Here is an 11,623-nt window from a genome sequence, read left to right as displayed (position 1 = left end):
GACGCCGGACGATCAGAGTTTCCTGAACCCGCGCGCGTCCTCGGCCGCCGCGACCACCTCGGCCAGCCCGGCCCCGGTCGAGGCGGTGACGGCGGCGGCCACCGCGCCCTCCACGAACGGCGCGTCCACCAGCTCCACGCCCGGGCGCGGCTCGTCCTCCAGCACCGTGACGGCGGTGAGCACCGAGCTGCCGAGGTCCGGCAGCACGACCACGCCCGCCCCCGCGTCGGCCCGCGCGATCGCCCCGGCGATCAGCTCGTAGCTGGTGCCGAGCCCGCCGTCCTCGGTGCCGCCCGCGACGACCACCCGCACGCCGTCCGAGGCGAGTTCGCCGAGCAGCTCGCGCAGCCCCTCCGCGAGCCGGGCGCTGTGCGAGACCAGAACAATGCCCACGTTCCCACTCATGCGGCCGACCCTACGGCCGGAACCGACTGCTCCGGGAGAGTGACCGGACCACCGCGTGTCGCACCCCGTGCCCACCACCCCCGTCTGGCGTAGCGTCGGGTCAGCAGCGTCCGCCGCCGTAGAGGGAGCGAAGAGCGTTGAAGAAGCTGATCAACACCCCGGAGAGCGTCCTGGAGGACGCACTGGCCGGTGTCGCCGCCGCCCATCCGGAGCTGACGGTGGACGTCCCCAACCGGGTGATCACCCGGGCCGTCCGCCCGGCCGCTCCCAAGGTCGCGCTGGTCTCCGGCGGCGGCTCCGGCCACGAGCCGCTGCACGGCGGCTTCGTCGGCCCCGGCATGCTCGACGCCGCCTGCCCCGGCGAGGTGTTCACCTCGCCCGTCCCGGACCAGATGCTGGCCGCCGCCAAGGCCGTGGAGAACGGCGCCGGCGTGGTCTTCGTCGTGAAGAACTACACCGGCGACGTGATGAACTTCGAGCTCGCCGCCGAACTCGCCGCCGAGGAGGGCCTGGAGGTCCGCACCGTCCTGGTCAACGACGACGTCGCGGTCGAGGACTCCACCTGGACGGCCGGACGCCGGGGCACCGGCGCGACGGTGCTGGTCGAGAAGACCGCCGGCGCGCTGGCCGAGCGCGGCGCCCCGCTGGACGAGGTGGCCGCCCTGGGCGAGCGGGTCAACGCCGCCTCCCGCTCCTTCGCCGTCGCGCTCACCGCGGCCACCGTCCCGGCCGCCGGCAAGCCAGGCTTCGACCTGCCCGAGGACGAGATCGAGGTCGGCGTCGGCATCCACGGCGAGCCCGGCCGCCGGCGCGAGAAGCTCCGCCCGGCCCGCGAACTGGCCGCCGAGGTCGTCGAGACCATCCTGACCGACCACCACCTGACCCCGGGCGACGAGGTCATCGCCCTGCTCAACGGCCTCGGTGGGACCCCGCTGCTGGAGCTGTACGTGGTCTACGGCGAGATCGCCGCCCGGCTCGCCGAACGCGGCATCACGGTGGCCCGCAGCCTGGTCGGCAACTACGTCACCAGCCTCGACATGGCGGGCTTCTCGCTGACCCTCACCAAGGCCGACGCCCAGCTGGTGGAACTCTGGGACGCCCCGGCCGACACCCCCGCCCTCAAGCGGGCCTGAGGAGGAACCGCGATGGACTTCGACACCCCGCTGGCCGAGGCCTGGATCCGCGCGATCGCCGCGGCCGTCGAGAAGGAGCACGCCCGGCTCACCGAGCTGGACTCCGCGATCGGCGACGGCGACCACGGCAGCAACCTCCGGCGCGGCTTCGCCGCCGCCCTGGCCGCACTGGACGGCCTCCACCCGGACGGCCCCGGCGCCGTCCTCACCAGGACCGGCACCACGCTCATCTCCAAGGTCGGCGGCGCCTCCGGCCCGCTCTACGGCAAGGCCTTCCGCGCCATCGGCGCCGCCCTCCCCGGCCCGGCCGCCCCCGCCGCCGTCGCCGAGGCCCTGTCCGCCGGACTGGACGCCGTCCGCCTCCTCGGCAAGGCCGAACCCGGCGACAAGACCATCGTGGACGCCTGGACCCCCGCCGTCGCCGCCTTCCGCGCCGCCGCCGCCGGCGGCGCGGACCTCCCCGCAGCGGCCGCAGCGGCCGCCGACGCCGCCGAACAGGGCGCCCGCGACACCACCCCCCTCCAGGCCCGCAAGGGCCGCGCCTCCTACCTCGGCGAACGCAGCACCGGCCACCAGGACCCCGGCGCCACCTCCACCGCCCTCCTCTTCCGCACCCTCGCCGACACCACCACCCCCTGACGCCCCCCACCCGCGCCCCCACCCCCGCCCCGGCGAGAGGGGACGCCCCACCCCCACCCACCCCCACCCACCTCCCCCTCCGCCCTTCCCCCCTCCTCCCCTCCGGCGAGAGGGACGCGCTGCGGAAGGGGCGGCGCAGGGGGTGGCCCGGAGAGGGGCGTTGCGGGTGATTTTCAGACTGCCACCGTTGCCCGGCGTCGCACCCACGAGGAGGGCAGTCTGAAAATCATCCAGCCCCCGGAGCGGCCACCCCCGGAGCCGCCCCGCCCCCACCCTCCCGAGAGCCCCCACCCTCCCGAGGACCCCCCACCACCCCACCCCGCAGGCCCCCTCACCCATCCGCCCACCCGATCAACAACAACAAAGCGTCATCCCGCAACTCCCCACCCGTGTGCTCCAGCAGATCCGCGTACACCCGCCCCACCGCCGCCTCCAGCTCCCCCGCCGAGCGCGCGGCGCCCCGCACCAGCGGCCCGACCCGCTCCGCCAGCGGGTAGAACTCCCCGCTCGCGCGGTGCCGCGCCTCGATCACCCCGTCCGTGCAGAGCACCAGCACGTCGTCCGCCCCGAACGGCTGCCCCCAGGTGGTCGGCTCCCCCGCCGCCAGCCGGCCGAGCCCCAGCGGCACCCACGGGTCGGGCGCGTGCAGCACGTGCGCCCGGCCCTCGCCGTCCACCCGGATCGGCGGCACGTGCCCGTACTGCAGCAGCTCCATCGTCCCCGGCGTCCGGAACTCCGCGAACAGCGCCGTGGTGAACTCGCCGTCCGGCACGTGGCGCTCGACGCTGGCCTCGATCCGCGCCGCGACGCCCCGCAGCCCGGGCTCGTCGTACGCCGCCTCGCGGAACGCGCCGAGCACGACGGCCGCGGTCTGCACCGCCCCCAGCCCCTTGCCCCGGACGTCCCCGACCGCGACCCTGGTCCCGTGCGGCGTCTCCAGGACGGAGTACAGGTCGCCGCCGATCCGTGAGGCGTCCGCCGCCGACACGTACCGCACCGCGAGCCGCAGCGGCCCGACGGCCGGCCCCGGCAGCTGCAGCAGGGCCCGCTGGGCGGCCTCGGCGACGGAGCTGACGGCTGCGAAGGCCGCCGCGCGCCGCATCCGGATCTTGGCGACCCAGGCCGAGAACAGCGTCAGGACGACGTAGCTGATCATCGCCCCGTACAGGAAGCGGGCGTCGTTGATGTTGTCGACCTGGTCGTGGTGGCTGAGCCCGAACACCGCGAGCAGCCCCAGCGAGCAGACCAGGAGCAGCTCGCCGGGTTTCAGGGTCAGCGCCGCGATGGTCGGCACCACGGTCATCAGCGGGGCCAGGTAGCGGTCCTTGCCGGAGAAGAAGTCCGCGAGTCCGACCAGCAGGACGGCGACCAGCGCCGGGGTGGCGCGCCACCAGAACGGCACGTCCTGGAGGTCGGCGGCGAGCAGCGCGCCGCGCTGCCGGTCCGGCGGCAGTCCGGCTGCCGTGGGAGCCGAGGGTGACTGGGCGCGGCGGAGCGGAAACACATACCGAACATAAGGGACGATCACGGCGGAGGCCCTGTCGGCCCCGGCCCCAGGGGGCGGGGCGGCCGGGCCCGCCATCCCGGGAATACCCTGCAGGGGTACGGTGTCGGAAGAGTCGTTGCCAGCACCGCACCCGGGCGAGCACCCGGGGCCGCCCACACCTCCCGGAGGCCTCCGATGTCCAGCACCATCACCTACACCGTGTCCGGCATGAGCTGCGGCCACTGCGAGAAGGCGATCAGCGAGGAGGTCTCCGCCCTGGCCGGGGTCACCGAGGTCGCCGCCGACGCCACGGCCGGTACCGTGACGATCTCCTCCGCCGCCCCGTTGGACGACGAGCAGGTGCGCGCCGCGATCGACGAGGCCGGCTACGAGCTGGTCGGCCGCAGCGCCTGAACCACCCCGGAGGGCGGGGGCCGCCACGGTGTCCCCCGCCGTCCGCCCGCACCGAGGAGCTGAACCGCATGAGCACGTCCGCGCCCGACCTCGGGGCCCGCGACCGGGTCGAGCTGTCGATCGGCGGGATGACCTGCGCCTCCTGCGCGGCCCGGATCGAGAAGAAGCTCAACCGGATGGACGGCGTCGAGGCCACCGTCAACTTCGCCACGGAGAAGGCCCGGGTCGACTTCGGCCCCGGCACCACGGTCGAGGACCTGGTCGCCACCGTCGAGCGCACCGGCTACACCGCCGAGCTCCCCCCGCCCCCGGCCGCCCCCGAGCCCGAACGGTCCGCCCGGCCGGAGCATCCCGACCCCCTGCGCGACCGGCTGCTGACCAGCGCCGTCCTGAGCGTCCCGGTGGTCCTGCTGTCGATGGTCCCCGCCCTCCAGTTCACGAACTGGCAGTGGCTGGCCTTCGCCCTCACCGGCCCGGTCGTGGCGTACGGGGGGCTGCCCTTCCACCGTGCCGCCTGGACCAACCTGCGGCACGGCGCCGCCACCATGGACACCCTGGTCTCGCTCGGCACCCTGGCCGCCTTCGGCTGGTCCTGCTGGGCGCTCTTCCTGGGCCGCGCCGGCATGCCCGGGATGCGCCACGACTTCTCGCTGTCCGTCGGCGACACCGACGCCTCCGCCACGCTCTACCTGGAGACCGCCGCCGGTGTCACCGTGCTGATCCTGCTCGGCCGCTACCTGGAGGCCCGCTCCAGGCGCCGGGCCGGGGCCGCGCTGCACGCCCTGCTCGACCTCGGCGCCAAGGACGTCGCGGTCCTCCAGGAGGGCCGGGAGGTCCGGCTGCCGGTGGACCGGCTGACGGTCGGCACCCGTTTCGTGGTCCGCCCCGGCGAGAAGATCGCCACCGACGGCGTGGTGGTCGAGGGCGCCTCCGCCGTGGACGCCTCGATGCTGACCGGCGAGTCCGTCCCGGTCGAGGTCACCGCCGGCGACGCCGTCACCGGCGCCACCGTCAACGCGGGCGGACGTCTGGTGGTCGAGGCCACCCGGGTCGGCGCCGACACCCGGCTGGCCCGGATGGCCGAGCTGGTCGAGGAGGCCCAGAACGGCAAGGCCGCCGCCCAGCGGCTGGCCGACCGGATCTCCGCCGTCTTCGTCCCGGCCGTCGTCCTGATCGCCCTGGCCACCCTGGTGGTCTGGCTGCTGGCCACCGACAGCCCCACCGAGGCCTTCACCGCCGCCGTCGCCGTGCTGATCATCGCCTGCCCGTGCGCGCTGGGCCTGGCCACCCCGACCGCGCTGATGGTCGGCACCGGCCGCGGCGCCCAGCTCGGCGTCCTGATCAAGGGCCCCGAGGTGCTGGAGACCACCCGGACGGTGGACACCGTCGTCCTGGACAAGACCGGCACCGTCACCACCGGCCGGATGACCCTGCTCGCGGTGCACACCGCCAAGGGCGTGGACGGGGCCGAGGCCCTGCGCCTGGCCGGCGCCGTCGAGCACGCCTCCGAGCACCCGATCGCCCGCGCGATCGCCGAGGCCGCCGCCGAGGCCGGCGGACTGCCCGCCGTCACGGACTTCCGCAGCGTGCCCGGACGGGGCGTGCAGGGGGTCGTCGCGGGCCGCACGGTCGTCGCCGGCCACCCGGCCCTGCTCGCCGAGCGCGCGCAGCAGCTGCCGCCCTCCCTGGCCCGCGCCGCGGCCACCGCGGAGGCGGCCGGCCGGACCGCGATCGCGGTCGGCTGGGGCGGCGAGGCCCGGGCCGTGCTGGAGGTCGCCGACGCGGTCAGGCCGACGAGCGCCGAGGCCGTCGGCGAGCTGCGCGCCCTGGGCCTGACCCCGGTGCTGCTGACCGGTGACAACCGGGCGGTGGCCGAGGCGGTCGCCGCCGAGATCGGCATCGCGCCGGAGCACGTGATCGCCGGGGTGCTCCCCGAGGACAAGGTCTCCACCGTCAAGCGGCTGCAGGCCGAGGGCAGGGTCGTGGCGATGGTCGGCGACGGCGTCAACGACGCGGCCGCGCTCGCCCAGGCCGACCTGGGCCTGGCGATGGGCACCGGCACCGACGCCGCGATCGAGGCCGGCGACCTCACCCTCGTCCGCGGCGACCTCCGTGCGGCCGCCGACGCCATCCGGCTCTCCCGCAGGACCCTGGCCACCATCAAGGGCAACCTGTTCTGGGCCTTCGGCTACAACGTGGCGGCGGTCCCGCTGGCCGCCGCCGGCCTGCTCAACCCGGTGATCGCGGGGGCCGCGATGGCCTTCTCCTCGGTCTTCGTGGTCACCAACAGCCTGCGGCTGCGCCGCTTCCGGCCCGCCTGACCCGGTACGCGCGAAGGCCCCGGACCGGGACCGGTCCGGGGCCTTCCGGCATGCTCCAGGGGCGCTCCGGGGCCTCCCTCAACGCCCCAGCAACTCCCCGCCGTTGCAGTGCAGGATCTCGCCGGTGATGAACCCGGCCTCGGGCGAGGCCAGGAACTGCACCGCCGCCGCGACCTCGCCGGTCTCGCCGATCCGCCCGAGCAGGGTGCGGGCGGCCCGGCGGGCGACCTCGGCCTCGTCCAGCCGCGGCCCGAAGAACTCGGTGCCCGCGACGGTGCCCGGCGCGACGATGTTGGCGGTGATGCCCGAGGTGCCCAACTGGGCGGCCAGGAAGTGGTTCCAGGCGTGCAGCGAGGCCTTCGCCGCGCCGTAGGAGCCGGCCCCGCGCAGGGCGGCGATGGAGCTGATGGTGACCACCCGGCCGGCGCCCGGGGTGAGCCGGTCGCGGACCGACTCGGTGAGCAGCACCACGGTCAGCACGTTGCGCTCGAAGTCCCCGCGCCAGCGCGCCAGCAGGGCGTGCGGCCCGCCGCCCACCACCGTCTCCCGGCTGCCGGCGTTGTTCACCAGGACGTCGATCCGCTCGGGCAGTTCGGCGAGCGCGGCCTCGACGGCGTCCGGGTCGGCGAGGTCGCACACCAGCGGGGTCACGTCCGGCCCGAGATCGGCCGCGGCCTTCTCCAGGACCTCCCGGCGGCGGCCCACGATCACCACGCGGTCGCCGGCCTCGACGAACCGCCGCGTGACCTCGTACCCGATTCCCGTGCCACCGCCGGTGACGACGACGTTCCTGGCCATCTGCGCACTCCCTCCCCAGTTCCGCCGTCGCGCGGCGAATGTGCGCGACGGTCCGTACCGGAATGCCACGATTCCTATCACGCTCGGTTGCCGTGACTGCGGGGAGGGTGACGTCCCGCCGGAGTGAAGGTGTGATATGGGCGTGGTACGAGGCGCACACGGAGCGTGGCGAGAGGCAGCTCACACCCCCCGGGCGTAACTTCTCGCACCCTGATACGTCTTAGGTTGGTAGTGCGGCAGTTTTTCCGACGGGCGGGCACACGCTGAACGGCAACGTGTCCCCGCGCCTCCGTCGGGCTGCCGCCGACGGGGCTCCGGCGGGCCCCGGGAACGGTCGTCGACCTCGACGGCCTTCGCGCACGACGCCGGGGTTCTGGCGGGCCTGGGACGCTTTGAGCGGCCGTCCCCGGCTGCGGCCGGCCCCGGAGTCGTGCGCCGTACGGTTCCGTCCCCCGCGCGGGCCCTCGGGCCCGCCACCGGGACGCGAAGGGGCCCGGCCGCTCAGCAGCGGTCGGGCCCCTCTCAGCTTCCGCGCGGGCCGGTGGCCGGCTCCGCTCCGGTCAGCGGGCGTCCAGCGGGACGTAGTCGCGGATCGCGGTGCCGGTGTAGATCTGGCGCGGACGGCCGATCCGGCTGGTCGGGTCGTTGATCATCTCGTGCCAGTGGGCGATCCAGCCCGGCAGCCGGCCGAGCGCGAACAGCACGGTGAACATGCTGGTCGGGAAGCCCATGGCGCGGTAGATCAGGCCGGTGTAGAAGTCCACGTTCGGGTACAGCTTGCGCGAGATGAAGAAGTCGTCCTTGAGGGCGTGCTCCTCCAGCTTGAGCGCGATCTCCAGCAGCTCGTCGCTCTTGCCGAGCTGGCCGAGGACCTCGTGCGCGAGCAGCTTGACCTGGGCGGCACGCGGGTCGAACGCCTTGTAGACCCGGTGGCCGAAGCCCATCAGCTTGACGCCGGCTTCCTTGTTCTTCACCTTCGTGATGAAGGAGTCGACGTCGCCGCCGTCCTTCTGGATGCTCTCCAGCATCTCCAGCACGGCCTGGTTGGCGCCGCCGTGCAGGGGGCCCCACAGGGCCGAGATGCCGGCCGAGATCGAGGCGAACAGGTTGGCGTGGCTGGAGCCGACCAGGCGCACGGTGGAGGTCGAGCAGTTCTGCTCGTGGTCCGCGTGCAGGATGAGCAGCTTGTCCAGCGCGTTGACGACGACCGGGTTGAGCTCGTAGTCCTCGGCGGGGACGGCGAAGGTCATCCGCAGCAGGTTCTCGACGTAGCTGAGGTCGTTGCGCGGGTAGACGAAGGGCTGGCCCATCGCCTTCTTGTACGCGTACGCCGCGATCGTCGGCAGCTTGGCGAGCAGGCGGACGGTCGACAGGTGGCGCTGGGCCGCGTCGAACGGGTTGTGGCTCTCCGGGTAGAACGTGGACAGCGCGCCGACGACCGAGGACAGCATCGCCATCGGGTGGGCGTCCCGCGGGAAGCCCTGGAAGAAGCGCTTGACGTCCTCGTGCAGCAGGGTGTGCTGGGTGATCTCGCGGTTGAACTCCGCCAGCTGGTCCGCGTTCGGCAGCTCGCCGTTGATCAGGAGGTACGCGGTCTCGATGAAGCCGCCATCGGAGGCGAGCTGCTCGATCGGGTAGCCGCGGTACCGCAGGATGCCGTTGTCGCCGTCCACGAAGGTGATCGCGGACTTGTACGCGGCGGTGTTACCGAAGCCGTTGTCCAGGGTGACCAGGCCGGTCTGCGGGAGCAGCTTCGAGATGTCGAAGCCGGAGTTGCCCGCAGTGCTCTCGACGACGGGGTATTCGTACTCGCCGTCCTGGTACCGCAGTACTACCGAGTTGTCGCTCACGTCTTCCTCACCGACGAAATGAATCCTCTTCCAAGGTGCCCTGACTGTCTCCACCATCCCCCATCCGGAGGACAGCCGCGCACCCGGGGTGGCCCGAAAGGGCCCGCCCCTACAAAACCTGCCGCCGCAGCCGGTACGAACCGGACAAGATCGGCACCACCCTAGGCTCTGCCGTAAATCTCTTCACGTCAAGAGAACATTAGAGGCAACCATCCCGTTGGATAATCATCCAGCTGCCAGCCGGTAGTCGAGTGCGGTATGCCTGCGACCTGCGCTGTCGGCTCGGACGGCCTGTGCGATCGCCTTGCGTGACCCCACCAGCACGACCAGTTTCCGAGCCCTGGTCACAGCGGTGTAGAGCAGGTTTCGCTGGAGCATCGTCCAAGCGGACATGGTGACCGGAATCACCACCACCGGGTACTCGCTGCCCTGCGAGCGGTGGATCGTCACCGCGTACGCGTGGGCCAGCTCGTCCAGCTCGTCGAAGTCGTACGCCACCTCCTCGTCCTCGTCGGTGAGCACCGTCAGCCGCTGGTCGTCCGCGCTGAGGGCGGTCACCACTCCCACTGTGCCGTTGAAGACGCCGTTCCGCCCCTTGTCGTAGTTGTTGCGGACCTGGGTGACCTTGTCCCCCACCCGGAACGTCCGGCCGCCGAACCGGCGTTCGGCCAGCCCCTCCCGGGCCGGCGTCACCGCCGCCTGGAGCAGGGTGTTCAGCGTCCCCGCGCCGGCCGGCCCCCGGTGCATCGGCGCCAGCACCTGCACGTCCCGGCGCGGGTCGAAGCCGAACCTCTGCGGGATCCGGCGCGCCACCACGTCCACCGTCAGCCCGGCCGCCCGCTCCGCGTCGTCCTCGGCGAACAGGAAGAAGTCCGCCAGGCCCTCCGTCAGCGGCGGCCTGCCCTCGTTGATCCGGTGTGCGTTGGTCACCACGCCGGACTGCTGCGCCTGCCGGAAGATCCTGGTCAGCCGCACCGACGGGATCGGCCCGCCCTCGGCCAGCAGGTCCCGCAGCACCTCCCCGGCACCCACCGAGGGCAGCTGGTCCACGTCCCCCACGAACAGCAGGTGGGCGCCCGGCGGCACCGCCTTGACCAGCTTGTTCGCCAGGATCAGGTCCAGCATCGAGGCCTCGTCGACCACCACCAGGTCCGCGTCCAGCGGCCGGTCCCGGTCGTACGCGGCGTCCCCGCCCGGCTTCAGCTCCAGCAGCCGGTGCACCGTCGAGGCCTCCACCCCGGTCAGCTCCGCCAGCCGCTTCGCCGCCCGGCCGGTCGGCGCCGCCAGCACCACCTTCGCCCGCTTCGCCAGCGCCAGCGTCACGATCGACTTCACCGTGAACGACTTGCCGCAGCCCGGACCACCCGTCAGCACCGCGACCTTCTCCGTCAACGCCAGCCGCACCGACTGCTCCTGCTCCGGCGCCAGCTCCGCCCCGGTCCGCTTCGCCAGCCAGGCCAGCGCCACCGGCCAGTCCACGTCGCCGAACCACGGCATCCGGTCCGCGTCCGAACCCAGCAGCCGCAGCAGCTGGTTGGCCAGCGAGATCTCCGCCCGGTGGAACGGCACCAGGTACACCGCGGTGACCGGCTCGCCGCCCTCACCCGGGACCGCCTCGCGGACCACCCCCTCGGCGGCCACCAGCTCCGCCAGGCAGTCGATCACCAGCCCGACGTCCACCTGGAGCAGCTTCACGCCGTCCGCGATCAGCCGCTCCTCCGGCAGGAAGCAGTGCCCCTGGTCGGTACTCTGCGACAGCGCGTACTGCAGACCGGCCTTCACCCGCTCCGGACTGTCGTGCGGGATGCCCACCGCCTGGGCGATCCGGTCCGCCGTCAGGAAGCCGATGCCCCAGACGTCCGAGGCCAGCCGGTAGGGCTCGTTGCGCACCACCCCGATCGAGCCGTCGCCGTACTGCTTGTAGATTCGCACAGCCAGCGAGGTGGAGACCCCGACCCCCTGGAGGAAGACCATCACCTCCTTGATCGCCTTCTGCTCCTCCCAGGCCGCCGCGATCTTCTTCGTCCGCTTCGGCCCCAGGCCCGGCACCTCGATCAGCCGGCCCGGCTCGTTCTCGATCACCTCCAGGGTGTCCACCCCGAAGCGCTCCACGATCCGCTCGGCGAACCGCGGCCCGATCCCCTTGATCAGCCCCGAGCCCAGGTACCGCTGGATCCCCTGGATCGTGGCGGGCAGCACCGTGGTGTAGTTCTCCACCGTGAACTGCCGCCCGTACTGCGGGTGCGAGCCCCACCGCCCGTGCAGCCGCAGCGACTCCCCGACCTGCGCCCCCAGCAGCGCGCCCACCACCGTCAACAGGTCGTTCCCGCCCCGGCCGGTGTCCACCCGGGCCACCGTGTACCCGGTCTCCTCATTGGCGTAGGTGATCCGCTCCAGCACGCCCTCGACCTGCGCCAGCTGGCGCGGCACCTGCTGCCCGGACTGCGCCGCCTGCTTGCTCACCGGACCCCCTTCGACCGGTACGGGTGGATCGATTCCGCTACGCACCGTACCGCCCCGGCCCGACAGTCCCGCACCCTCCGGGCGCACAGCGCTGCCGTGCGCCTGCCCGGCCGG

The 11,623-nt window shown here is 73.3% G+C and carries 9 protein-coding genes; 4 read left to right on the top strand and 5 right to left on the bottom strand.

The window, feature by feature from the left end:
* Window positions 1-12 precede the first annotated feature (12 nt).
* The gene (dhaM, locus tag ACZ5GH_RS24825) at window positions 13-405 is read right to left on the bottom strand and encodes a dihydroxyacetone kinase phosphoryl donor subunit DhaM (protein WP_387757806.1); all 393 of its coding nucleotides are present in this window, start codon (window positions 403-405) and stop codon (window positions 13-15) included.
* Window positions 406-542: 137 nt separating this feature from the next.
* Here dhaM and dhaK point away from each other — a divergent pair, with 137 nt between their 5' ends.
* Window positions 543-1,538, top strand: a complete 996-nt coding sequence (gene dhaK, locus ACZ5GH_RS24820) for a dihydroxyacetone kinase subunit DhaK (protein ID WP_464335261.1) — start codon at window positions 543-545, stop codon at window positions 1,536-1,538.
* Between the two features lie 12 nt (window positions 1,539-1,550).
* Entirely contained in the window at window positions 1,551-2,177 is a 627-nt protein-coding gene (dhaL, locus tag ACZ5GH_RS24815; RefSeq protein ID WP_464335260.1) for a dihydroxyacetone kinase subunit DhaL, read from the top strand.
* A 331-nt stretch (window positions 2,178-2,508) separates the two neighbouring features.
* Here the strand turns inward: dhaL and ACZ5GH_RS24810 are convergent, their stop codons facing one another.
* Window positions 2,509-3,681, bottom strand: coding sequence for a PP2C family protein-serine/threonine phosphatase (locus ACZ5GH_RS24810; protein ID WP_387757801.1), 1,173 nt, complete (start codon window positions 3,679-3,681; stop codon window positions 2,509-2,511).
* A 177-nt stretch (window positions 3,682-3,858) separates the two neighbouring features.
* Between ACZ5GH_RS24810 and ACZ5GH_RS24805 the strand changes: the two genes are divergently transcribed.
* Together ACZ5GH_RS24805 and ACZ5GH_RS24800 are read left to right on the top strand one after the other, a co-directional pair.
* The gene (locus tag ACZ5GH_RS24805) at window positions 3,859-4,077 is read left to right on the top strand and encodes a heavy-metal-associated domain-containing protein (RefSeq protein WP_387757800.1); all 219 of its coding nucleotides are present in this window, start codon (window positions 3,859-3,861) and stop codon (window positions 4,075-4,077) included.
* 68 nt (window positions 4,078-4,145) lie between these two features.
* Window positions 4,146-6,398: a heavy metal translocating P-type ATPase gene (locus tag ACZ5GH_RS24800; protein WP_464335259.1), complete on the top strand. Its 2,253-nt coding sequence runs from the start codon at window positions 4,146-4,148 to the stop codon at window positions 6,396-6,398.
* A gap of 78 nt (window positions 6,399-6,476) precedes the next feature.
* On the opposite strand, the gene ACZ5GH_RS24795 is transcribed toward ACZ5GH_RS24800, so the two are convergent.
* From ACZ5GH_RS24795 to recD2, 3 genes are all read right to left on the bottom strand, one after another.
* The gene (locus ACZ5GH_RS24795; RefSeq protein ID WP_387757797.1) at window positions 6,477-7,196 is read right to left on the bottom strand and encodes an SDR family NAD(P)-dependent oxidoreductase; all 720 of its coding nucleotides are present in this window, start codon (window positions 7,194-7,196) and stop codon (window positions 6,477-6,479) included.
* A gap of 560 nt (window positions 7,197-7,756) precedes the next feature.
* Window positions 7,757-9,046: a citrate synthase gene (locus ACZ5GH_RS24790; RefSeq protein ID WP_387757796.1), complete on the bottom strand. Its 1,290-nt coding sequence runs from the start codon at window positions 9,044-9,046 to the stop codon at window positions 7,757-7,759.
* Between the two features lie 225 nt (window positions 9,047-9,271).
* A complete protein-coding gene (gene recD2 / locus ACZ5GH_RS24785) occupies window positions 9,272-11,509 on the bottom strand; it encodes an SF1B family DNA helicase RecD2 (protein ID WP_464335258.1) in 2,238 nt (745 codons plus the stop codon).
* Window positions 11,510-11,623: the final 114 nt, after the last annotated feature.

Source organism: Kitasatospora sp. Xyl93, from assembly GCF_055383135.1.
This window is presented reverse-complemented; position numbering and strand designations above follow the sequence as displayed.

What these genes read in the sequence shown, in the direction of transcription:
- ACZ5GH_RS24795 (WP_387757797.1), bottom strand. Translation starts at nt 7,196, where the DNA reads ATGGCCAGGAACGTCGTCGTCACCGGCGGTGGCACGGGAATCGGGTAC.
- dhaL (WP_464335260.1), top strand. Translation starts at nt 1,551, where the DNA reads ATGGACTTCGACACCCCGCTGGCCGAGGCCTGGATCCGCGCGATCGCC.
- ACZ5GH_RS24805 (WP_387757800.1), top strand. Translation starts at nt 3,859, where the DNA reads ATGTCCAGCACCATCACCTACACCGTGTCCGGCATGAGCTGCGGCCAC.
- ACZ5GH_RS24800 (WP_464335259.1), top strand. Translation starts at nt 4,146, where the DNA reads ATGAGCACGTCCGCGCCCGACCTCGGGGCCCGCGACCGGGTCGAGCTG.
- dhaM (WP_387757806.1), bottom strand. Translation starts at nt 405, where the DNA reads ATGAGTGGGAACGTGGGCATTGTTCTGGTCTCGCACAGCGCCCGGCTC.